A 22,554-nucleotide genomic window follows, 5' to 3' on the forward strand; every position below is an offset into this window, starting at 1 on the left:
GACGCAATGTAACAATTGTGTCACACAGTTTTGTTACAGCCAGGGATTAAGCAAACAGGAATACTGCCGTGTACGGCGTATTTCGGATTACTGACCAGCCAGAGCGCAGCATTGCTGCCATGGCGGCGCCAGACTTGTTATGTAGAATGCATTGTTATCTGTGGAGATTGTTTTTTAGCATCAATAAATGCTACCATAGAGAAATGTTGCAGTTTTAATAGTGAGACTTGCGCGTAGCATATCAAAGGAAGAAAATGCGAACTGCATTTGAAGCGTGGGCGCAGCGTGACGGCCACATTGTGCGGCGTAGGGAAGACAAGCCGGAAGAGTATCTGATTTTTGAAACCCAGCGTCGCTGGGTAATCTGGCAGGCTGCCTTGACACATGGCAAGCCTGCTGCCAAGCCGCGCATGACCGCTGCGCAAAAAGCAGCCAAAGCCGAGGCCGAGCGCGCCGCGCAGATGTCGTTGGAAGAGGCGGCCGTGCGCAACAAGGTGCTCAACGAAGTGCTTGACGCCTTTAACGGCGCCGATGGCGCAGCCGGCATGGAAGGCATACTGAAAGTCATCCAGGGGCTGAAGCTGAAGCAAAAAAGCCTGGCTGACGAAACGAGCGAACAATCGAAGGCCTGAGGGAGCGACGATGCGTTACCGTCATTACAAAGGCGGCATTTACGAACTGGTGTGCGAAGCCACGCTGGAAGCGGATCTGACGCCAATGATCGTCTACCGCGCTGCGGACGGCTCGATCTGGACCCGGCCGAAAGACGTGTTCTTTCAGCTGATCGAGGTCGATGGCGTCATGGTGCAGCGCTTCGCCCCCATTAATTAATTCATGATCAATCCATGCAGGCCGTGCCTGCATGTGTCCGGGAACTGCTTATGACTAGCATGCGTCAATTGTGCGCCGGCGTCTTGCTGCTGGGCGCGGCCTGCGTTGCGGCCCAGGCCGAAACCGTCGGCTCGGTCGACACCGTTTTCAAGCTGATCGGCCCCGATCACAAGATCGTGGTGGAAGCTTACGATGATCCGCGCGTGCCAGGCGTGAGCTGCTACCTGTCGCGCGCCAAGACCGGCGGCATCAAGGGCGCTGTCGGCCTGGCCGAGGACAAGGCCGACGCTTCGGTGGCCTGCCGCCAGGTCGGTCCGCTGCAGTTCACTGGCAAGCTGCCGCGCCAGGAAGAAGTGTTTTCCGAGCGCGCCTCGATTTTCTTCAAGCACGTGCGCGTGGTGCGCATGGTCGACAGCAAACGCAATGCGCTGATTTACCTGGTGTATTCGGACCGCCTGATCGACGGCAGTCCGAAGAACAGCGTAACGGCTGTGCCGGTGCCGGCCAGCCAGCCGATTCCCGTCAAGTAACGCACCGCCATGCGCAGCATTGCCGTTGCCGCCGCCGCTGTGTTCAGTGCCGGCCTGGCCGGCTGCGGCACGATTGCCGGGTCGACCGACCAGATGGTGCTGGTGCAGACCATCTACGATAACCGCGAACTGCATGGTGCCGGCTGCGTGATCAGCAACGACATGGGTAAATGGTTTGTCACCACCCCGGGCCGCATCATTATTCGCAAGAGCGAAGCGCCGTTGAGCGTCGATTGCAAGAAGCCGGGCGCCGCGCCAGTGGTGGCCAGCGAAGCGATTGATTCGCGGGTCAACGGCAGCCTGTGGGGCAATGTGATCCTGACCATGGGCGTCGGTTATATCGTCGACCGCAATACCGGCGCCGCCTTTGACTATCCGTCCACCCTGACCATTGTGATGCAGGAACCGGCGCGCAAGGTTACGCCGGTGGCGCCAGCGCCGTTGCCTGCGTCCGCGCCCGCTGCTGCCGTGCCGCAGGCCGTGGTGCAGCCGACCGTCGCGCCGATGCCAGCACCAGCTCCCGCCAGCAAGCCTTCGCCGATACCCGATCCGGTTGTTTATTAAGAGGATGTATGAGAGGACGTAGGTCGGATTAGGCGCGCAGCGCCGTAATCCGACAACATTGTTGGCCTCAGCGAAGTTGTCGGATTACGCGCGTAGCGCTAATCCGACCTACCGAGCATCGCCGGCGCGCAATGCGTTTACTGCACGCGATTCAGCAGGAACGTCGTCAGCAGCGGCACCGGACGACCGGTAGCGCCTTTCGATGCGCCCGATTTCCAGGCGGTGCCGGCGATGTCCAGATGCGCCCAGGTGTACTTCCTGGTGAAGTTTTCCAGGAACGCGGCAGCGGTCACGGCGCCGCCGCCTGGCGTGCCGATATTGGCCAGGTCGGCAAAGTTCGACTTGAGCTGTTCGTTGTAGGCTTCCTCGATCGGCATGCGCCATGCGGTGTCGCTGGCCTGCTTGCCGGCGTTCAGCAGTTCATTGGCCAGTGCGTCATGGGCTGCGTCGCTGCGGGTAAACAGGCCGGTGTTGTGGTGGCCCAGCGCGATCACGCAAGCGCCCGTCAGGGTGGCGACATCGACCACGGCGGCCGGCTTGAAGCGCTCGGTATAGGTCAGCGCGTCGCACAGCACCAGGCGGCCTTCGGCGTCGGTGTTCAGAATTTCAATCGTCAGGCCATTCATCGAGGTGACGATGTCGCCCGGCTTGGTGGCGCGGCCCGATGGCATGTTTTCGCAGGCGGCGATCACGCCGATCACGTTCAGCTTCAGGCCCATTTCGCCGATGGCGCGGAAGGTGCCCAGCACCGACGCGGCGCCGCACATGTCGTACTTCATTTCGTCCATGCCAGGACCGGCCTTGAGCGAGATGCCGCCGGTGTCAAAGGTAATGCCTTTGCCAACCAGCACCACCGGCGCATCCTTGGCCTTGCCGCCCATGTGCTTGAGGACGATGAACTTCGGCGGCTGTTCGCTGCCGTTGGTGACCGACAGGAAGCTGCCCATTTTCAGCGCTTCGAGCTGCTTGCGGTCCAGTACTTCGACGTCGAATTTGTAATCCTTGGCCAGCTGCTTGGCGGTGTCGGCCAGGTAGGTTGGCGTGGCGATATTGGCCGGCAGGTCGCCCAGCTTGCGCGTCAGGTCCGAGCCGTTGGCAATCGCGATGGCCTGGGCCAGTGCGTTGCGGGTCGATGGCGTCGCTGGCGCTGCCAGCACGATCTTGCGCACGCCTGCCGGTGCCGGGTCTTTCTTGCTTTTTTGCGAGTCGCTGCGGTAGGCGCTGTCGTGCGCCGCCTGCACCACGCAACGGATGGCCCAATTTACGTCGCGCTCTTTCACTTCGGCCAGCGGTAATGCGATAATGGCGTCCGCGGCGCCCAGCGAGCCGAAAGCCTTCAATGCAGCCTGTACGCCGGTGGCGAAGCTTTTTTCGCTGACGGCTTCATCGCTGCCCATGCCGACCAGCAGTACGCGCTCGGCGCTGACGCCGTCAACAGCGCGCAGCAGCAGGGTGGTGCCGGGCTTGCCGCTGATATCGCCGGACTTCAGCGCAGCCGAAATGGCACCCTTGCTGTCCAGCGATTGTGCCGCTGGCGACAGTTTTTTGTTTTCGAATACCGCAACCGCGATGCATCCGCTTTTGGCCGTGCCGAGGGTGCTCTTGGTATCGAATGCTTTTATGCTAAAGTCCATTTGGTTCTCCGTTTTCATTTACTAGTAACGTGTTACTCAACTAACTGACCCGAATTATAAACTCCGAATGATTTTTCAACGTGCCCTTCGACGTGAATTGGCAAGTGCCGCCGGGGCCACCTTCACTGTTTTATTCAGCATCCTGCTTACCTGGACCCTGATCGGCATCCTGGGCAAGGCGGCCGGCGGCAAGATCGCCTCGTCCGACGTACTGGCGTTGATCGCCTTTTCGGCGTTGATGCAGCTGCCCACCATCCTGATACTGACCGGTTTCATCTCGGTGTTGATGGTCGTCACGCGCAGCTACAAGGAGTCCGAGATGGTGGTCTGGTTTGCCTCGGGCCTGAGCCTGTCGCGCTGGATCGCACCGGTATTGAGTTTTGGCCTGCCGCTGGTTATCGTGATCGGTAGCCTGAGCCTGTATGCGACGCCCTGGGCGCAGCAGAAGAGCGATGAATACGTGTCGCGCTTTGAAAAGCGCGAAGACCTGCAAAAGGTCACGCCGGGCCAGTTCCGCGAATCGGCCGGCAGCAACCGCATCTTCTTTGTCGAAGGCGGCGGTGGCGAGAAGAACGTGGTGCACAATGTATTCGTCAATACGGTCGATGCCAAGGGCACGGCGGTGGTCGTGGTGGCAAAAGAAGGCGTGATCAATACCGACGCCGCCGGCAGCCGCTTCCTGGTGCTGAAAAACGGTCGCCGCTACCAGGGCATTCCGACCCAGGCCGATTTCCAGACCATGGAATTTGAGCAGTACATCATGCGCATCGAAAGCAAACAGCAGGCGCTGGGCGCCGACCTGAGCGTACGCGCCATGAGCACGGTGGCGCTGATCGCCGCCAACAACCAGTACACCATGGCCGAACTGATGTGGCGCATCAGCGCGCCGCTGATCGCGCTGATGCTGGTGCTGCTGGCCATTCCGCTGGGCTTTGTCAATCCGCGCGCCGGCAGTTCGACCAACCTGATCATCGCCTTGCTGATCTTCTTCAGTTACAGCAATCTGACCAAGGTGATCGAGGCCAGTGTCAAGCAGGGCCGCCTGGGCTTTGGCATGGCCTGGTGGCCGCTGCACCTGGCCGCAGGCGTGGCGGTGGTGCTGCTGTTTGCCTGGCGCCTCAATGTCAACCACCGCTATCATCCGCTGGTGCTGCTGGCGTCCTTCAAGCGCGCGCGCCGCGCCGGCAAAACAAGTGAAGCGGTAACGAAATGAAGATATTACAGCGCTATTTTGCGGTCTCGATATTCCAGGCCGTGTTCTTCGTGCTGCTGGCCTTCCTGGCGCTGCAGGCTTTTATTGATCTCACTGGCGAGCTGCCCAAGGTGGGCCGCAATGGCTACACCATCCAGTACGCTTTCCTGTATGTGCTGGTGCTGGTGCCCGGCCATGTGTATGAGGTGATGCCGATTGCGGCCCTGATCGGCACCATCTATACGATGGCGCAGTTTGCCGCCAGCAGCGAATTTACCATCATGCGCGCATCGAGCATGTCGACCGGCATGGCAGCGCGTTTCGTGATGCTGATCGGCCTGGTGTTCGTGGTCATTACCTTTGTGTTTGGCGAATTCATCACGCCCCGTACCGAGCCGCTGGCCGAGCGTCTGAAACTGACCTCGCGCGGCGCTACTGTGTCGAGCGAATTCCGCTCCGGCCTGTGGACCAAGGACATGATCAAGCGCGATGGCCTGAGCGGCGAAGTGACCGGCTCGCGTTTTTTCAATGCCGGCGAAGCGCGCCCGGACGGCCAGCTGAAAAACGTCAAGCTCTACGAGTTCGACAGCACCATGCGCCTGCGCGTGATGACATCGGCGGCCAGCGCCGTCTACCAGGGCCAGAATATCTGGCGCCTGACCGACGTGACCGAAACCACTTTTTCCAACAGCGCCAGCACCACGCCCGGCTACGAGCCGCAGCTGAAAAACTACTTTGGCCAGGAAACGAGCCTGGTGCGTACCGTGAAAAGCGCCACCAAAGACATGGTGTCGGAAGTGACGCCGAAAATCCTGACCGTCTCGGCCTCCGACCCGGAGCGCATGTCGGTGGGCGAACTGGCCGTCTATACGCGCCACCTGGCCGAGAACAAGCAGGAGACGGAGCGCTTTCGCATCGCTTTCTGGAAAAAACTGATCGACCCGCTGGCCATCTTTGTGCTGATGGCGCTGGCGCTGCCGTTCGCCTATATGCATACGCGCAGTGGCGGCGTGAGCCTGAAGATTTTTGTCGGCATTATGCTCGGCGTGAGCTTTATGCTGGTCAATACCCTGTTCTCGCATCTGGGCCTGCTCAGCACCTGGCCGGCCTTTGTCACGGCGGCGGCGCCCAGCGTGCTTTATCTGATTGCAGCACTGGCAAGCCTTTGGTGGGTGGAGCGACACTGATGACAAACAATACATCCCGGCAGGCGCTGATTCTGTTTGCCCATGGCGCACGCGCCGCCTCGTGGGCTGCCCCGTTCGAGCGCTTGCGCGACCTGACTCAGGCGCGCCTGCCCGATACGCGCGTGGCGCTGGCGTTTTTGGAACTGATGACGCCGCGCCTGCCCGAGCTGGTGGCCGAGCTGCTGGCCGAGCTGCCCGAAGGCGATGTGCTGGACGCCACTGTGGTGCCGGTATTTCTGGGTCAGGGCGGCCATGTGCTGCGCGACCTGCCGCTGCTGCTCGATGAACTGCGCGCAGCCCACCCGCAATTGCGCCTGAAAGTGGTGCCGGCCATCGGCGAAAGCGCCAGCGTACTGGCCGCCATGGCCGACTACTGCGTCGCTGCACCTGGCGCTTGATTGACACGGTGAGCAGCAAGGCTGACACGGCCGCCATCGACATCGTCTATCTATGGGTGGACGGCGCCGATCCGGCCTGGCAGGCGCGCCGCGCCGACGCTTATGCAAAGTGGTGCTCAGGCGACCCTGGACAGCTGGCGCTGCATGGCAATGTGGCCGGTCGCTACCGCGATAATGGCGAACTGCGCTACAACCTGCGCGCACTCGAACGCTTCTTTCCCGGCCATGGACATATTTACCTGGTCACCGACCGGCAAGTGCCGGCCTGGCTGCGCGACGCAGCCAGCCTGGAAGGGCGCCTGACTATCGTTGATCACGCCAGCCTGATGGCCGCAAGCGCTTTGCCGGTGTTCGATTCGGGCCATATCGAATCGTATCTGCACCATATTGCCGGTCTGTCCGAGCGCTTTATTTATCTTAACGACGATGTGTTTTTCGGCGCACCGTTCGAGCCTGGCTTGTGGTTTGGCGAGGGGGAGGGCGGTACCCTGGCCGCATTTACGGAAAGCGCGCAAGTGGCGCCGCAGGACGTCTTGCGTGCTGATGTGGCGGCGCCCGTCAACTGCGCCACGGTGTCGCGGCAATGGCTCTCGTCGCAGTACGCAGGCTATGTGCACCAGCCTTGCCTGTATGCGCATGCGCCGCGGCCCTTGCGCAAAAGTCGGCTGCATGAACTCGAAGCACTGGCGCCGGCCCTGTTTGCCGGCGTGCGCAGAAGCGTGTTTCGTTCGTGGCAGGCGCCGGCGCTGTTGCCGGACCTGGTGCCGCGCTGGATGGTACACATGGGCTATGCGCGCGAGCAGGTGCTCGATCCCCTGTATATCGCTACCGGCGAAGCCGATGCATCGCTGCAGATGGACAGCTTGCTGACGCGTTTTGGCAGCCTGCCGTTTTTCTGCATGAACGACACCTGCGATGACGCTGCAAGCGACGATCCGCGCCTGCAGCAGGTCGCGGCCACGTTGCAGCAACTGCTGCCGCAGCCGTCGTCCTTCGAGCGGGTTTAAGCCTTCTTGCGTGGCGCCAGGCTGACCAGGCGCGCGGCCGTGGTGTCGGACAACGAGGCCAGAAACAGCAGCAGGTAAGCGCCCAGTTCGCACACTTCTTCGCCGAGCAGTGAATGGGCCTCCGACAGGCCGTGGATGACCTTCTTGTCGAACGGCCAGCCGGCAACCATCAGCAGGCCGCCGATGGCGGTCAGGATGGTCACGCGCATGCCGAAAATCATCGCTGCGTGGCTCAGTACCTTGCCGGCGCGCGGCGCGATAAAAATCAGCGTGCGCAGCAGCATCAGCAGCCCGATGACGCGCAGCACTTTTTCCAGGTAGGTCCAGAACGGTTCGGCGCCAAAGCTGTCGATATCGAGTTCGCGCAGCAGAAAGGCAAACAGCAGCACGGCCAGGCCGGCATGCATCAGGAAGCTGAGCGTCTGGCGGTCGCTTTCCTGCCAGGCGCGTGTGGCGTGTACGCCGCAGGCCAGTGCCAGGAACAGCGCCTGCAGGCATTCGAGCAGGTGGTTTTCATTGTCGATATCGGGAAAGATGTTCCACAGGCCGATGGCGGCGATCATGCTGAACAGGACGGCCGAAGTCACGCCGGCATTGCTGCGGCTGAGCGAATACAGCGATTCGCGCATGGAGTTGAAAGTCATGAATAATCTGAGCTGGAGTTGCGCTGCGCGGTATTGCGGCGGCGGACGCAGCTTTTATCGGCAGCGTTGCCGCCAGAGGCGCGTCTGGCAGGGCCGTGGACGCAGTAAGTCGAGAAAAGTTGCGTCCGCATCCTACCATGTTTTGCGCAAAAACGTCAGTTACTGACTTTCAGGTCGGTAAAAATACACCAATTATCACGCTGACAAGCAATTTCAGGCCCGCTTGGCAAGATTAGATAATGTTATTACTTTATTATCGATCTGACCGCTACGCAGCGCCATCGCTTCACCGAGCATCACCAGCACCGGTCCCTGCTTGTCGCCCAAGCCTTGTGCCAGCTGCGCCAGATCCATGCGCACGATGCACTGTTCCGGACGGCTGCAGTTTTCAATCACCACCACCGGCGTGCTGGCTGGACGGCCTTGCGCCAGCAGCCGCTGCGCGGTGGCAATCGCTTCGCGCCCACCCATATATTGCACCAGCGTGTCGCAGTCCGGCACGGCCGTGTGTTCCGATTCGCCGGGCGCTGTGCTGGAAGTGAAAAACGCCACGCTGCGCGCCACGCCACGGCGCGTCAAAGGCTGTTTGCTGGCAGCGGCGGCGGCGAGCGCAGTGGTAATGCCGGGCACCACTTCCACCTCGATGCCGGCTTCTTCGAGCGCGCGCAGCTCTTCATCGGCGCGGCCAAACAGCATCGGATCGCCGCCTTTCAGGCGCACCACCACGGCGTGCTTGCGCGCCTGGTCGATCAGTTGCTTGTTGATGAAAGCCTGCGCCGTCGACAGCTGGCCGCAGCGCTTGCCCACCAGGATATGTCGCGCCTGCGGACACAGCTCGAGCATCTCGTCCGTCACCAGCGCATCGTGCAGCACCACGTCAGCCTGCGCCAGCAGGCGCGCGCCGCGCAATGTCATCAGATCCTGCGCGCCAGGGCCGGCGCCAATCAGGTAGACCTTGCCGGGAAGAGTAGAGGTGCTGTTCATGCTTGCCTTGATTGGTTGCTTGGTTGATGCGTAGGTCGGATCAGTGGGGCAAAGCCCCACGTAATCCGACAAACACCATAAACGTCAACAATGTTGTCGGATTACGGCCCCTGCGGGGCCTAATCCGACCTACGTGATATGCCGAGGTCAGAATTGCCGACCCCAGAATGTGCCGTCGGGTTGAGTGCCTTAAACCCGGATCATTCCCGCCGCCACCGTCTGATGCGTCACTTCGTCGATCAGGATAAACGCCCCGGTCGCACGGATATCGTCGTACGCGTCGGCGGCCAGCGGCTGCTGCACGTTCAGGCTGATACGGGCGATGTCGTTCAGTTTCAGGCCGTCGGCCGCATGGCGCTGCTGCACGTTGATATCGAGCACCGAATCGATGGCCGTGATCTTGGCCGCAGTCTGCTTCGTGCCGTGCTTGATCCAGTATTTGCGGCGCAGGTCGAGTGCGTCTTCGGACAGCCAGCAGACGTCGGCCGTCACTTGTTTCAGCAGCGTGGCCGGACGGTCGGCGCCTGCCAGCAGGTCGCCGCGCGAGATATCGAGGTATTCATTGAGCAACAGCGTGACCGACTGGCCCACCACGGCCGACGGCAGCGAGCCGTCCAGCGTGACGATGTCCTTGACGGTGGCGCTCTGGCCCGAAGGCTGCACCACCAAGGTATCGCCGACGCTGACCTTGCCCGCTTCGATGCGGCCCATATAGCCGCGGAAGTCGTTCGCTTCATGGCCGTTGTGGCGCGCCACCAGTTGCACCGGGAAGCGGAACGGCGCGTCGTGCGATTCATCGTAGACCGACAGCGATTCAAGCAGCTCGATCAGCGTCGGGCCGTTGTACCAGCCCAGATTGTCGCCGCGCGCGACCACGTTGTCGCCGGCCAGCGCCGACAGCGGGATCGGCGTGATGTCCTTCAGGCCCAGCGTCTGCGCAAAATCGCGGTAGGCCGCCACGATGCGGTTGTAGACGGTTTCATCGTAGCCGACCAGGTCCATCTTGTTGACGGCCACCACCACGTGCTCGATCTGCAGCAGATGGGCAATCGTCGAATGGCGCTTGGTCTGGGTCAGCAGCTCGACGCTGCCATCGTCTCCCAGCTTGACCTTGGATACGTCGATCAGGATGATCACCGCGTCGGCGGTCGAGGCGCCGGTGACCATATTGCGCGTGTACTGCTCGTGGCCCGGGGTGTCGGCAATAATGAATTTGCGCTTGGGCGTGGCAAAGTAGCGGTAGGCCACGTCGATGGTGATGCCCTGTTCGCGTTCGGCTTCCAGGCCGTCCGTCAGCAGCGACAGGTCGACCGTGTCGCCGACGGTGCGTTTGTGCTTGGAGCGCGACATGGCGTCGAGCTGGTCGGCAAAGATGCCCTTGCTGTCGAACAGCAGGCGGCCGATCAGCGTGCTCTTGCCGTCATCGACGGAGCCGGCCGTGATAAAGCGCAGCATGCCGCGCTCGACGCTGTCGTTGGTGGTGATGTCGGTCATGTTAGCTGCTGCGTTCATTAGAAGTATCCTGCTTTCTTGCGTTTTTCCATCGAGGCTTCGGAGGTCTGGTCGTCCATGCGGGTGGCGCCGCGCTCCGTGATTTGCGTGATTGCCGTCTCGGCGATAATCGCGTCGACGGTGGCGGCATCGGACGAAACCGGGCAGGTGCACGAGATATCGCCGACGGTACGGAAGCGCACCACCTGCGTTTCAACCGCTTCGCCTTCGCGCGGCGGCGTCAGGTCGGTCAGCGGCACCAGCAGGCCATTGCGCGGAATCACCTGGCGCTCGTGGGCAAAGTAGATCGGCGGCAGTTCCAGTTTTTCACGCGCGATATATTGCCAGACGTCCAGTTCGGTCCAGTTCGAGATCGGGAACACGCGCATGTTTTCACCCGGATGGACGCGCGTGTTATACAGATCCCACAGTTCAGGACGCTGGGCTTTCGGGTCCCACGCGCCGAATTCGTCGCGGAAGGAAAAGATACGTTCCTTGGCGCGGGCTTTTTCCTCGTCGCGGCGCGCGCCGCCGATGCAGGCGTCAAACTTGTGTTCGGCGATGGTTTCCAGCAAGGTCACGGCCTGCGCGGCATTGCGCGAGTCGGTAGCCGGATTGCGCAGGCGCACCGTGCCGCGCTTGATCGAGTCTTCGACCGAGCCGACGATCAGGCGCTCGCCCAGTTCAGCCACTTTCTTGTCGCGGAAGGTAATAACTTCCGGGAAATTGTGGCCGGTGTCGATATGTACCAGGGGAAACGGGAATTTGCCGGGGCGAAAAGCTTTTTCAGCCAGGCGCAGCAGCACGACCGAGTCCTTGCCGCCCGAGAACAGCAGGGCAGGGTTGGACGATTCGGCCGCCACTTCGCGCATGATGTGGATGGCTTCCGATTCAAGGCTGTCGAGGTGACGCTGGTTCAAAATATTGCTCATAGTCGGTGCTTTCTCAATCTTTGTTTTTTGTTCAGGCTGCCACGGATTTTATGCGGATCAACTTGCCGTCCACCATATGCAGGCCGCATTCCTTGGAATCGGGATTTTCCCACCACCAGCGTCCGGCGCGTACATCCTCGCCTGGCTGCACGGCGCGGGTGCAAGGTTCGCAACCGATCGACGGGTAGCCCTGGTCGTGCAGCGCGTTGTAGGGCACGTTGTTGGTGCGGATATAGTTCCACACATCTTCTTCGGACCAGTCGGCCAGCGGATTGAATTTCGTCATGGCGTGCGCCGCGTCCTCTTCCTGCACATGCAGTTCGGCACGTGTGGTGGACTGGGCTCGGCGCTGGCCGGTGACCCAGGCCTTGTTGCCGGCCAGTGCACGGCCCAGTGGCTCGACCTTGCGGATGCGGCAGCATTCGCGCCGCATCTCGACGCTGTCATAAAACGCATTGAGGCCGTTCTGTTCCACATACTGCGCCACGGCTTGCGGCTGCGGACGGTACAGGGTGATGTCGTGGTCGTAATGGTCCTTGACCTTGCCCAGCACGGCCAGGGTTTCCTGGTGCAGCCGGCCCGTTTCCAGTGAAAAGATACCGATAGGCAGCTTTGCTTTCAGGATCAGGTCGGTCAGCACCATGTCTTCGGCTGCCAGGCTGGACGCGAACACGGCTGGCGAAAAATCGGCAGCGATACGTGTCAGCGTTTGCTCGGTGGCGGTGACTAAAGTGGACAAGTCGCTCATGCTGTTTCCTTAAATGCCGGCCGCGTTGTCGAGGTCGGGGTTGACGCCTTCGCGATGATGGCGGCGAAACAGCGGCGACTTCTGGTCCCACGATGCCTGATAGGTTTCGGAAAATACCGACAGGCCTTTCAGTGCGTCATGGATGCTGCGGTCCGGACGCGTGGCATAGGCGTCGAAGCCCACGCGGTGCATCGAAAACAGCTGGTCGCGCAGCACGTCGCCGAGCGCGCGCAGTTCGCCCTGGTAGCCTAAGCGGGTGCGCAGGTTGAAGGCGATCGAATAGCCGCGGCCATCGGTAAATTTCGGAAAGTCGATGCCGATCACGGCCAACTGGTCAACCACATCGGCCAGTGCGGCCGGATCTTCATCGCCGGCCAGCCATACGCCAACGTCAGGCAGGCGCGCGGCCAGCGTCTCGCGCTGGGCCTGCCATACGGACAGCGGCACGATAGCCTTGCCTGCCGGCACGCTCACCGTTTCCGGCGTGTCGCCTTCGTCCAGCCGCAGCACGCCCCAGTCATTGGCAACCACGGCGGCGTTCTTGATGATTTCTTCGCGTACTTCAAACATATTCGTCTTCTCCCACCAGGTTGCCGACCTTGATCGGCGTTGCATACACATGTTCCTTGAACGGCGTGATACCGAGGCGCTGGGCCGTATCGACAAAGCGTTCGCCTTCATGGCGATCGCGCACATAAACGTGCAGCAGGCGCGCGATCACTTCGGGCATTTGCAGGGCGGAAAACGATGGTCCGATAATCTTGCCGATGGCCGCGTTGTTGCCTTGCGCGCCGCCGATCGACACCTGATACCATTCCGTATCGTTCTTGTCCACGCCCAGCACGCCGATGCTGCCCACGTGATGGTGGCCGCAGGCATTGATGCAGCCGGAAATATTGAGCTCGATCTCGCCGATATCGTGCTGGAAGTCGATGTCGTCAAAGCGCTCGGAAATGGCGGCGGCAATCGGCAGCGACTTGGCGTTGGCCAGCGAGCAGAAATCGCCGCCCGGGCAGCAGATCATGTCGGTCAGCAAGCCGATATTGGGCGTGGCCAGGCCATGGGCCTTGGCTTCTTGCCACAGAGCAAACAGTTTCGACTGCTCCACGTCGGCCAGCACCAGGTTCTGTTCGTGCGTGACGCGCAGTTCGCCAAAGCTGTAGCGGTCGGCCAGGTCGGCCACAAAATCGATCTGTTCGGCCGTGGCGTCGCCCGGCGGCACGCCGGTTTTCTTCAGCGACAGCACCACCGCCACATAGCCTGGGCGCTGGTGCGGCTTGACGTTGCGCTGTATCCAGTTGGCATAGGCCTTGTTGTCGGCATGGGCGCCGGCGTAGTCGATGTCTTGCAGCGCCGCATAAGCCGGCGGCTTGAAGAAGTCGGCCACGCGCTGCATTTCTTCCACGCTCAGGGTTTCCGGGCCGTCTTTCAAATCGACCCACTCGGCTTCCACCTGGCGCGTGAATTCTTCCACGCCAATGGCTTTCAACAAAATCTTGATGCGCGCCTTGTATTTGTTGTCGCGGCGGCCATGCAGGTTGTACACGCGCATGATGGCCTGCGTATAGGTCAGCAGATGCTGCCACGGCAGGAACTCGCGCACCACGCTGCCCAGGATCGGCGTGCGGCCCATGCCGCCGCCGGCCATCACCTTGAAGCCCACTTCGCCGGCTTCGTTGCGCACGGCGGTCAGGCCGATGTCGTGCACGGCAATCGCAGCGCGGTCTTCTTCGGCGCCGTTGATGGCAACCTTGAACTTGCGCGGCAGGGCAATGAACTCGGGGTGGAAGGTGCTCCACTGACGCAGCACTTCGGCGTACGGGCGCGGATCGATGATCTCATCGGCGGCCACACCGGCAAACGGGTCGGACGTTGTATTTCGGATGCAGTTGCCCGAGGTCTGGATGGCGTGCATTTCCACCGAGGCCAGTTCTGTCAGGATATCGGGCGTCTTTTCCAGTTCGATCCAGTTGAACTGGATATTCTGGCGCGTGGTGAAGTGGCCGTAGCCGCGGTCGTACTTGCGCGCGATATGGGCAAACATGCGCATCTGTTTTGACGACAGCAGGCCGTACGGCACGGCAATGCGCAGCATGTAGGCGTGGCGCTGCATGTACAGGCCGTTTTGCAGGCGCAGCGGAATGAATTCCTCTTCCGTCAGTTCATTGGCAAGACGGCGCTCGACCTGGCCGCGATACTGCGCAATGCGCTCTTTGACGATAAGGTGGTCATACTGATCGTAATGATACATAGTTGGTCCTAAGTAAGCCGTTGATTGCCTGGGTGTTATATATCTGGTCCGTAGGTCGGATTAGCGGTACGCGTCATCCGACAACCGGGATGTTATATGTGTTGATTCGTACGCCGCTTGAGCAGCACGCGTCATCCGACTAGATCATGTTTCAATAGATTAGCTTGAACGCCACGCCGGTCAAGGTCATGGCCAGCAGCACACGCAAAAACTTTTCCGGCACCGAGCGCGCTACCCAGGACCCCAGCGTAATGCCGGGCAGCGAGCCGATCAGCAAGGAGATCAGCAGTTCCCAGTGGATCGAGCCGAGCCACCAGTGGCCCAGTGCGGCAATCGCAGTCAGCGGCACGGCGTAGGCGATATCGGTGCCGGCCACTTCAGCCGAACTCATGCTTGGGTACAGCAGTACCAGCAAGGTCGCACCGATGGCGCCGGCGCCGATCGACGACACCGTCACCAGTACGCCCAGCACGGCGCCGGAAACCATCGTGGCCGCTGCCAACTTGTTGCCTTGCAACTGGCGTTCCGGGTGCGCGTTGATCCAGGCCAGCATGCGGCTCTTGAAAATCAGCGCCACCACAGTCAGCAAGACCGAGCCGGCAATCGAATAACGGATGATCTGGCCGATTTCGGGCGACAGTGCGCCAAACGATTTCAGTGCCAGCGTCGACACCACGGCAGCGGGCAGGGCGCCGATGCACAGGCGGCGCACGATATCCCAGCGGATGGTGCCGCGCACGCGATGGGTCAGGGTGCCGGCGCTCTTGGTAATCGAGGCAAAGGCCAGGTCGGTGCCCACGGCCACCGACGGCGAGACGCCAAACAGCAAGGTCAGCAGGGGCGTCATCAGCGAACCACCGCCCACGCCGGTCATGCCAACCAGTAAACCTACAGCAAATCCTGACACTATATAAGACAAAGTCATGCAAGCACCCCCAAAGTACCCGCAATAGTAATAAACTTAGTGTTTATTCCAAACTACTAAGTATGCATTTGCTTATATGCGATATGGGTATAAGCATGCATGCAAAATCCGCAGTAGTGGCCGGCAGCAACTTTTAGGGCAAAACCAGCAATGAACCTCCATCAACTGCGCTTCGTGCGCGAAGCGGTACGGCAGAATTACAACCTGACCGACGCCGCCAAGGCCTTGTTTACGTCGCAACCGGGCGTGTCGAAAGCCATTATCGAGCTCGAAGAAGAGCTCGGTGTGGATATTTTCACACGCCACGGCAAGCGCATCCGCGGCCTGACGGAGCCGGGCCGGCTGGTGCTCGAATCGGTGGAACTGGTGATGCAGGAGATCGACAGCATGAAGCGCATCGGCAAGGAATATGCGGCGCAGGACAGCGGCAGCTTCACCATTGCCACCACGCATACCCAGGCGCGCTATACCTTGCCCAGGGTGGTGCAGGCCTTTATGCTGAAGTTTCCCAAAGTCAGATTGTCGCTGTTGCAGGGCAACCCGCGCCAGATTGCCGAAATGGTGCAGCGCGACCAGGCCGACCTGGCCATTGCGACCGAATCGGTGGCCGCCATCGACGGCCTGATTACCTTGCCCTGCTATCAATGGGAGCATGTGGTGGTGGTGCCGGTCGACCATCCCCTGCTGCGGTCGAAATCGGTCACGCTGGAAGAGATCGCCGGCTTCCCCTTGATTACCTATGACAGCGCGTTTGCCGGCCGTAACAAGATCGACCATGCTTTCGTGCTGCGTGGCCTGAAGCCCGATGTGCTGCTCGAAGCCATCGATGCCGATGTCATCAAGACTTATGTGGAATTGGGCATGGGCATTGGTATCATAGCGGGCATGGCGTTTGACGCCGAGCGTGACCGCAACCTGCGCGCCATTCCCGTGGGCCACCTGTTTGGCATGAATGTGTCGCGTGTGGCTGTCAAGCAAGGCGCCTACCTGCGCAGCTATATCTACACCTTTATCGAGCTGCTGACGCCGACCCTGAATCGCAAGTTGATCGAGCAGGCCATGAGCGGCGAAAAAGAGCATTACGAACTATAAACAACGCATGACCCGGCCGGACGCTGTGTCCGGCCAGATTAAAGAGAAGAAATATGATTACCGATCAGCTAGCCCAATATTACGCCACCATTGCCAAGGAATACGAGCGCATCTATGACAAGCCGGAACGCCAGGAAGACCTGGAAGGCCTGCGCGAGAAAGTGGCCGATGCACTCGAAGGCCATACCGTGCTGGAACTGGCCTGCGGCACCGGTTACTGGACGGAAGTGATTGCCGAGGTAGCCGACAGCGTATTGGCCACCGATATTAACGATGAAATGCTGGCACTGGCACGCGAGCGCGAATTGCCCGATAACGTGAGCTTGGCCAAGCTCGATGCGTTTAACCTGCCGGACGATCTGGCAGGCAAATTTACCGCTGTGTTTGCCGGTTTCTGGTGGTCGCATGTCAAGAAGGAAGACCAGGAAAAATATCTGAAGCAGCTGCGCGCCAAGCTGGGCAAGGACGTGCTCTTAGTGTTGATCGACAATTCCTATGTCGACGGCAGCAGCACCGTGATTGCGCGCACCGATCTGGAAGGCAATACCCACCAGTTCCGCACCACCGCGTCTGGCGAGCGTTATGAGGTGCTGAAAAATTTCCCGAACGATAGCCATCTGCGCAAGAAATTTGCCAACTCAGCGCGCGAGATACGCATGAAGCGGCTTGAGTATTACTGGTTTCTCAGCTGCCGCCTGAAATAACAAAAGGCATGTAAAAAACAGCGGCGGGCCGGAGACGCGAGGCCGAGAAAATGCCGATGGCCGTGGTGTTGTCGGGTTACGCCCTGCGGGCTGACCCGACCTACGTCTTGCGCTCGACATTTTTCAGCCTCGCTTGGCCCGGAATTGCTTTGCCAGCGACTCGGGTATCTAAATTTCACTGGTTTGCTTGTTAGTCAGTAATTTCTCACTTGGCATGAGTTGCGCAAAAACAACAAATTGTCGATGTCATATTGTTGAAGCATTTGGTGGGCATGATTCGGGTCAGCAGCTAAGCAGCAACTCATCTTGTCCAACTAAATGTAGAGAATCTCAAGTGAAAAAAATTACTCTGGCAGCATTGATCATCGGTACCTTCGCAGCAGCGACGGCGCAAGCCCAATCGAACGTGACCGTGTACGGCGTGGTCGATCTGGGTATCGCCAAAACCAGCGGCGGTGCACTGCAGGAGCGTGAGAATCAAGCTTCGCGCCTCGGCTTCAAAGGTACGGAAGATCTGGGTAACGGCCTGAAAGCCATTTTCAACCTGGAAAGCGAATTCAAGGCCGACACCGGTGCGCAAGCCACCACCAACACCCTGTTTGACCGCCAGGCATGGGTAGGTCTGACCGGCGACTTCGGTACCGTCTACCTGGGCCGCACCAAGGACCTGCTGGACGGCACGCTGGCGCGCGTCGATCCATTCAATACCTACGGCGTGATCGGCAAGATCAATGAGCCGGTCATGCGCGGCGGCCAGTCGCCTAACGGCGCAGTAGTGGCAGGTTCAACCGTCGGCGCATCGCGCGTCAGCAATGCCGTGACCTATAACAGCCCATCGTTCAGCGGTTTCGTGATCAGCGGCCAGTACGTCGCCAGCGAAATCAAGGATGCCGATTCGGGCGTCAGCGTCGTCGCTACCTATGACATGGGTCCTGCCAGCGCCCACGCCGGCTACCAGAAGAAAGTCCAGTCGGTTGCCAATGCGGCTGCCGAGCCTACCCTGTGGCTGATCGGTGGCGGCTACAAATTCGGTCCTGCCAAAGTGACGTTCGACTACTCGAAAGCCGATACCGACGTTGCCACCGTTGGCGAATTCAAGAGCTTCCTGCTGGGTCTGTCGTATGACATCGGTGGCGGCGCCATCAAGGCCAGCTACGTGAAACAGAAACAGGACAGCCGTCTGGTCAGTGGTAAAGAAACGGCCAAGGCGTTTGGCCTGGGCTACGACTACCCGCTGTCGAAGCGTACCGCCGTGTACGTGTATGGCGGCCGCGACCAGTTCAGCGAAAAATCGATGTATCAAATGGGCATGACCCACAAGTTCTGATACGGCTAGCAGTCAGCCTTAATGCCGCCCGGTTCGCGCCGGGCGGCATTGTTGTTTTCTGGGCCAGCATCAAGCGGCTGCAGCGGCAGCGCGATATCGATGCGCGTGCCGCCCTGTTCGCCATCCGGGCCGATATCGATGCTGCCGTTCAGTCCCCAGACCCGCTCGCGCATGCCCAGCAGGCCCATGGCGGCAACCTTTTCCAGATCGCTGCCGGCGATGCCGCGTCCATTGTCCTGGATCGTGATGGCCAGTTCCGAGTCGATGCGGTGCAGCGCGATGGTGATCTGGCTCGCTTGGGCATGGCGCGCAATATTGGTCAGCGCTTCCTGCACGATGCGGTAGATGGCGGTGCTGTGGGTGTCGTCGAGCACCAGATCGCTCTCGTCGGCCAGCAGGTCGAATTGGACTGGCTGGCGCTGCAGGAAGTCAGTGCGCAGTTTTTGCAAGGCAAAGAACAGGCCGCCTTCGTCAAGCGCGCGCGGTCGCAGGTTGCTGGCGATGCGTCGCAAGGAGGTAATGGCCGTTACCAGCAGGCTATCCATCCCCTCCAGCAAGCCTTGTAGTGCGACGTTCATCTGCGCATGGCGCTGCATCAGCGTCAGGTCGACGCGCAAGGTGGCCAGCAGTTGTCCCAGGTCGTCATGCAGCTCCCGCGCAATGTGCTTGCGCTCTTCTTCGCGGATGGTTTGCAGTGCGCCCGACAATTCGCGTAACTGCAAGAAAGAGCGGGCCAGCTGTTCGTGTACCTGCTTGCGTGCGCTGATATCGCGCACGATCACGGTGTGCTGGCGCAGCCTGCCCTGGCCGGCCGACAGGAAGCCTTCAAGCGGGAAGGTGCTGCCATCCTGGCGCCGGCCGATCAGGCTGGAGTCGGTGGCGCGCCGGCCTGTCAGGCGCAGCTCGCTGGTGATGTCGTCCGGCAGTGATCCAGCCGCAGCGGCTTTGTGTGCATCGAGGCTGCGCAGGTCGCGCAGGATGAATTGCGCCAGCGGCTGGCCCTGCATGGCGCCGGCCGTGCTGCCAAACTGGCGCGCGGCGGCAGCATTGGCCTGCACGACAAGGCGGTTGCCATCAATGCGCAGCATGGCGTTGGGCGATGTGTCAAACAGCGCGGCCTGTTGTTTGCCTGAGCGCGCCAGATAATAGCCGAGCGCTGTCAATGCGGCCGCTGCGCCGAAAGGCAGCGTGCGCCATAGCATGATCGGAGCAGGCGGTGGCATGGCGACTCCTTGCGAATATGCAATGAAGACGCGCGAAGAGCAGCGCGGTACATGCCAGCGTAAGCCAGGATGCAGCGCGCCGGTTTGATCTGGCGCAGTCGGCCAGCCTGGCTACATCTGCTTGAACAGGTGCAGGAAGCTGCGGCTCACTTCGAGCTTGTCGGAAGTGCCCTTGATCATCACCAGATGGCGGCCGCGAATGTCGCGCGTTACGCCTTCGATGGCGTTGACATTGACCAGGGTGGCGCGGTGAATCTGCCAGAACAGCGACGGATCGAGTTCTTCGGCCAGGTCGCGTACCGGCTTGCGGATCAGGGCTTCATACTTGGCTGTCTGCACGCAGGTATATTTTTCGTCGGAACGGAAAAACAGGATTTCCTCGACCGGTATCATGCGCAGGTCCTGGCCGATGCTGGCCTGTATCCATTGCAGGTAGCTGGGCTTGGTGGTGATCTTCTGCGCCAGTTGCGCCAGCATGGCCGTGACGCTGCTGTTGACGTCCTGAGCCGGTTGGATCAGGTGCGACTTCAGGCGATCGACCGTAATGAGCAGGCGTTCGTGCTCGGGCGGCTTGAGCACATAGTCGACGGCGCCGCGTTCGAACGCTTCGACCGCATGGCTGTCGTAGGCGGTCACGAACACGATACGGCTCTTGTTGCCGATTACCTGCGCCGCCTCCAGGCCGGTCTTGCCCGGCATGCGGATATCGAGAAAGGTAAAGTCCGGCTTGAGCTGGTCGACCAGTTCGATCGCTTCGTCGCCATTCTTGGCTTCGCCGATAATCTCCAGTTCAGGCCAGGCCTGGCCCAGGCGCAGGCGCAGCTGGTCCCGCATGAGTCTTTCGTCGTCGGCAATAATGGCTGTAGGCATGGCAATCAAGTGTGAACTGGCGAAGATTGATTATTCAATGAATTAGCGTATTTATCAACACCTCCGCCGGCTTTATTTGGATAACAGGTATGGCACTTCGATCACGGCGCACACGCCGCTGGGCAAGTTGGGCGTAATGGTCAGGCTGCCCTGGTCGCCATGCAGCAGCTTGAGCCGCTCGCGGATGGTCGGCAGACCGAGGCCGGTGCCGTCGCTGGGCACCGCGCCAAAGCCCAGGCCATCGTCCGTTACGGTCACGCGCAGCTTGCTGTGCGCCACTTCGGCCAGCACGCGCAAGGTGCCGCCTTCGGGCTTCACTTCAAGGCCGTGCTTGATGGCGTTTTCCACCATCGATTGCAGCATCATGGGGGGGAACGCAGCAGTGCGCAGGCCGTCGGGAATATTGAAGTCGATGGTCAGGCGTTCTTCCATGCGCATTTTCAGCAGGTTCAGATAGGCTTGCACCATGTCGGCTTCGCGGCCCAGGTTGGTGATCAGGGCGTTGTCGCGCATTTGCGGCAGTACCGCGCGCAAATACTGGATCAGGCTGCGCTGCATCTTGGCCGCGCGCGGCGGATCGACCTGGATCAGGTGCTCGACCGAAGCCAAGGTATTGAACAGGAAATGCGGCTCCACCTGCGCCTGCATCATCTGCATCTTTGCTTCGCTGAGCTGGCGCTGCATGGAGGCGCGTTCGGCCGCTTCATTGGCGGTGACGGTTTCAGCTTCTGCGCGCTTCTTGCCGCCGACCAATGCCTTCATGGCAAACAGGGCCAGTACCAGCAGCGACACAAAGCTCTTGAACCAGGTCGAGGCCTGCTTGTGATAGCGCGACACTTTTTGTTCGGCCGCATCGTCAACTGCCTCTTCGATGGCGTTCGACAACTCTTCGCCGATTTGTGGCGGCAGTTCAATATGCACCTCTTCGCCCGAAGCATTGGTGGTCACCGGATAGCTGGGTTTGACTGGCGTCGCCGGTGCAGCAGGCGGCTCGGGGGGCTCTGGCGCAACTATTTTGTCGTGTTCGCCGGATGTATCCTCGGTGGGCTCGGCCGGTGTTTCCGTCGTGCGCTTGGCCTTGCTGTTGCGCGGATTGAAGCGGATACCGGTATCGTCGATCAGGATATTTGTCTCGCCGCCGCGGTTGGCGCGCTTGCTCGATTTGCTGACGATTTCTTCGTCGGGGCCGGAGGAGAACAGTTCATCTTGCAGGATCGAGCCGGCAATCAGCGCCAGTGCGGCAAACAGAAAGAACTTCCACCACGACAGTTGGGTAACCCAGGTCGTCGTTGCATCAAATGCATGTTGCAGCCAGGTGAGGATGACCTTCAACAACTGAGGTGGATTGGAATAGGGCATGCGTTACTTTCAAATGCAGAAGTGACAGGAATTAATCGATGTCATCACTTTGCCTGAATGTGCTGTCTGCAACCAGTGCATTGCGACAGGCTGCGTAAAAGACGGGCTGGAATGAATCGGAGGCTGGCTGGACGGTGTGGCGAAACAGGCCTTGCGGCTTTGGCGGACGTTTGCTATAGTTCTGTCCCTCGCAACGCAGTACATGCAAGTGACTGTGAAGCGAGTGAAAAAAGAAGGTTGACGAAATGCTGCAAACGCTTCATACTCTTCCTTCTTCGCAGCTGACAAACACAACGCTTTGTCGATAGCGCGAAAAACGCAGTACCGAATACAGTTCTTTAACAATTAACAGTCGATAAGTGTGGGCATTTGATGGAGTGCAGCGTCGATCTTCGGATCGGCGTAAAACTTAAAATATCAAATGTTCACAAGAAATAATGAAATAGGCGCTACGCAAGTAGTGGCCTGTCAGTTTTTTGAGTGAGCAAACACCTCGCAATGCGAGGGGTTTGAACCGATTAAAAGGTTCGGCCATGCCGGTAAAACGGCAAAGTAACAGAGATTAAACTGAAGAGTTTGATCCTGGCTCAGATTGAACGCTGGCGGCATGCCTTACACATGCAAGTCGAACGGCAGCACGGAGCTTGCTCTGGTGGCGAGT

At 60.1% G+C, this 22,554-nt stretch carries 23 protein-coding genes and 1 rRNA gene; 12 read left to right on the top strand and 12 right to left on the bottom strand.

All coding sequences use genetic code 11. The annotated features are described in order from the left end of the window. Positions 1–254 precede the first annotated feature (254 nt). From GCM43_RS18875 to GCM43_RS26410, 4 genes are read left to right on the top strand one after another with little or no spacing between them, the layout of a single operon-like run. Positions 255–632, top strand: coding sequence for a hypothetical protein (locus tag GCM43_RS18875; protein WP_152247125.1), 378 nt, complete (start codon positions 255–257; stop codon positions 630–632). Positions 633–642: 10 nt separating this feature from the next. Next, positions 643–831 (top strand): DUF1653 domain-containing protein, encoded by a 189-nt coding sequence (locus tag GCM43_RS18880; RefSeq protein ID WP_071078859.1) that lies wholly within the window; start codon positions 643–645, stop codon positions 829–831. Positions 832–890: 59 nt separating this feature from the next. Continuing rightward, a complete protein-coding gene (locus GCM43_RS18885; protein ID WP_152247195.1) occupies positions 891–1,361 on the top strand; it encodes a CreA family protein in 471 nt (156 codons plus the stop codon). Between the two features lie 9 nt (positions 1,362–1,370). Beyond that, a complete protein-coding gene (locus GCM43_RS26410; protein WP_193315679.1) occupies positions 1,371–1,925 on the top strand; it encodes a hypothetical protein in 555 nt (184 codons plus the stop codon). A 137-nt stretch (positions 1,926–2,062) separates the two neighbouring features. Here GCM43_RS26410 and GCM43_RS18895 read toward each other — a convergent pair whose 3' ends face one another. Beyond that, positions 2,063–3,559 carry a leucyl aminopeptidase gene (locus GCM43_RS18895; RefSeq protein ID WP_152247127.1) on the bottom strand — a complete coding sequence of 499 codons (1,497 nt, stop codon included), beginning with the start codon at positions 3,557–3,559 and terminating at the stop codon, positions 2,063–2,065. A 67-nt stretch (positions 3,560–3,626) separates the two neighbouring features. Here GCM43_RS18895 and lptF point away from each other — a divergent pair, with 67 nt between their 5' ends. The 4 genes from lptF to GCM43_RS18915 are packed head-to-tail and all read left to right on the top strand — an operon-like array spanning position 3,627 to position 7,343. Next, a complete protein-coding gene (gene lptF, locus GCM43_RS18900) occupies positions 3,627–4,772 on the top strand; it encodes an LPS export ABC transporter permease LptF (protein WP_152247129.1) in 1,146 nt (381 codons plus the stop codon). After that, positions 4,769–5,938, top strand: coding sequence for an LPS export ABC transporter permease LptG (lptG, locus tag GCM43_RS18905; RefSeq protein WP_152247131.1), 1,170 nt, complete (start codon positions 4,769–4,771; stop codon positions 5,936–5,938). Before lptF ends, lptG begins: the two co-directional genes overlap by 4 nt. Beyond that, the gene (locus tag GCM43_RS18910; RefSeq protein WP_152247133.1) at positions 5,938–6,336 is read left to right on the top strand and encodes a sirohydrochlorin chelatase; all 399 of its coding nucleotides are present in this window, start codon (positions 5,938–5,940) and stop codon (positions 6,334–6,336) included. The genes lptG and GCM43_RS18910 overlap by 1 nt, the downstream gene beginning before the upstream one ends. 8 nt (positions 6,337–6,344) lie before the next feature. Next, a complete protein-coding gene (locus tag GCM43_RS18915; protein ID WP_226929561.1) occupies positions 6,345–7,343 on the top strand; it encodes a Stealth CR1 domain-containing protein in 999 nt (332 codons plus the stop codon). Here the strand turns inward: GCM43_RS18915 and GCM43_RS18920 are convergent. The 8 genes from GCM43_RS18920 to GCM43_RS18955 all read right to left on the bottom strand — a co-directional run bounded on the left by GCM43_RS18920 (position 7,340) and on the right by GCM43_RS18955 (position 15,318). Continuing rightward, a complete protein-coding gene (locus tag GCM43_RS18920; RefSeq protein WP_152247135.1) occupies positions 7,340–7,987 on the bottom strand; it encodes a hypothetical protein in 648 nt (215 codons plus the stop codon). The two genes, GCM43_RS18915 and GCM43_RS18920, sit on opposite strands and share 4 nt — an antisense overlap. 213 nt (positions 7,988–8,200) lie before the next feature. Next, complete coding sequence (gene cobA / locus GCM43_RS18925; protein ID WP_152247137.1) at positions 8,201–8,971, bottom strand: uroporphyrinogen-III C-methyltransferase; 771 nt, start codon at positions 8,969–8,971, stop codon at positions 8,201–8,203. A gap of 189 nt (positions 8,972–9,160) precedes the next feature. After that, complete coding sequence (locus tag GCM43_RS18930; protein WP_152247139.1) at positions 9,161–10,483, bottom strand: sulfate adenylyltransferase subunit 1; 1,323 nt, start codon at positions 10,481–10,483, stop codon at positions 9,161–9,163. Next, positions 10,483–11,394, bottom strand: coding sequence for a sulfate adenylyltransferase subunit CysD (cysD, locus tag GCM43_RS18935; RefSeq protein WP_152247141.1), 912 nt, complete (start codon positions 11,392–11,394; stop codon positions 10,483–10,485). Before cysD ends, GCM43_RS18930 begins: the two co-directional genes overlap by 1 nt. A 31-nt stretch (positions 11,395–11,425) precedes the next feature. Continuing rightward, positions 11,426–12,142 carry a phosphoadenylyl-sulfate reductase gene (locus GCM43_RS18940; RefSeq protein ID WP_152247143.1) on the bottom strand — a complete coding sequence of 239 codons (717 nt, stop codon included), beginning with the start codon at positions 12,140–12,142 and terminating at the stop codon, positions 11,426–11,428. A gap of 9 nt (positions 12,143–12,151) precedes the next feature. Beyond that, the gene (locus tag GCM43_RS18945) at positions 12,152–12,712 is read right to left on the bottom strand and encodes a DUF934 domain-containing protein (RefSeq protein ID WP_152247145.1); all 561 of its coding nucleotides are present in this window, start codon (positions 12,710–12,712) and stop codon (positions 12,152–12,154) included. Beyond that, on the bottom strand, positions 12,705–14,393 hold the full coding sequence (locus GCM43_RS18950; RefSeq protein WP_152247147.1) for a nitrite/sulfite reductase: 1,689 nt from the start codon (positions 14,391–14,393) through the stop codon (positions 12,705–12,707). Before GCM43_RS18950 ends, GCM43_RS18945 begins: the two co-directional genes overlap by 8 nt. Before the next feature lie 151 nt (positions 14,394–14,544). Continuing rightward, positions 14,545–15,318 carry a sulfite exporter TauE/SafE family protein gene (locus GCM43_RS18955; protein WP_152247149.1) on the bottom strand — a complete coding sequence of 258 codons (774 nt, stop codon included), beginning with the start codon at positions 15,316–15,318 and terminating at the stop codon, positions 14,545–14,547. 150 nt (positions 15,319–15,468) lie between these two features. On the opposite strand from GCM43_RS18955, the gene GCM43_RS18960 reads away from it, so the two are divergent. The 3 genes from GCM43_RS18960 (at position 15,469) to GCM43_RS18970 (ending at position 18,441) form a co-directional block, all read left to right on the top strand. Beyond that, positions 15,469–16,410, top strand: coding sequence for a CysB family HTH-type transcriptional regulator (locus tag GCM43_RS18960; protein ID WP_152247151.1), 942 nt, complete (start codon positions 15,469–15,471; stop codon positions 16,408–16,410). A 53-nt stretch (positions 16,411–16,463) separates the two neighbouring features. Continuing rightward, positions 16,464–17,114: a class I SAM-dependent methyltransferase gene (locus GCM43_RS18965; RefSeq protein ID WP_152247153.1), complete on the top strand. Its 651-nt coding sequence runs from the start codon at positions 16,464–16,466 to the stop codon at positions 17,112–17,114. Between the two features lie 334 nt (positions 17,115–17,448). Then, positions 17,449–18,441: a porin gene (locus tag GCM43_RS18970; protein ID WP_152247155.1), complete on the top strand. Its 993-nt coding sequence runs from the start codon at positions 17,449–17,451 to the stop codon at positions 18,439–18,441. A 5-nt stretch (positions 18,442–18,446) separates the two neighbouring features. On the opposite strand, the gene GCM43_RS18975 is transcribed toward GCM43_RS18970, so the two are convergent. The 3 genes from GCM43_RS18975 to GCM43_RS18985 all read right to left on the bottom strand — a co-directional run bounded on the left by GCM43_RS18975 (position 18,447) and on the right by GCM43_RS18985 (position 21,893). After that, positions 18,447–19,664: a PAS domain-containing sensor histidine kinase gene (locus GCM43_RS18975; RefSeq protein ID WP_152247157.1), complete on the bottom strand. Its 1,218-nt coding sequence runs from the start codon at positions 19,662–19,664 to the stop codon at positions 18,447–18,449. 111 nt (positions 19,665–19,775) lie between these two features. Continuing rightward, the gene (locus GCM43_RS18980) at positions 19,776–20,534 is read right to left on the bottom strand and encodes a LytR/AlgR family response regulator transcription factor (RefSeq protein ID WP_152247159.1); all 759 of its coding nucleotides are present in this window, start codon (positions 20,532–20,534) and stop codon (positions 19,776–19,778) included. A 72-nt stretch (positions 20,535–20,606) separates the two neighbouring features. Further along, positions 20,607–21,893, bottom strand: coding sequence for a sensor histidine kinase (locus GCM43_RS18985; RefSeq protein ID WP_152247161.1), 1,287 nt, complete (start codon positions 21,891–21,893; stop codon positions 20,607–20,609). A 564-nt stretch (positions 21,894–22,457) separates the two neighbouring features. On the opposite strand from GCM43_RS18985, the gene GCM43_RS18990 reads away from it, so the two are divergent. Beyond that, a 16S ribosomal RNA gene (locus tag GCM43_RS18990) occupies positions 22,458–22,554 on the top strand; the annotation flags it as partial.

The sequence above is a fragment of the Janthinobacterium aquaticum genome, from assembly GCF_009208565.1.
In the GTDB taxonomy this organism is placed as follows: domain Bacteria; phylum Pseudomonadota; class Gammaproteobacteria; order Burkholderiales; family Burkholderiaceae_D; genus Janthinobacterium.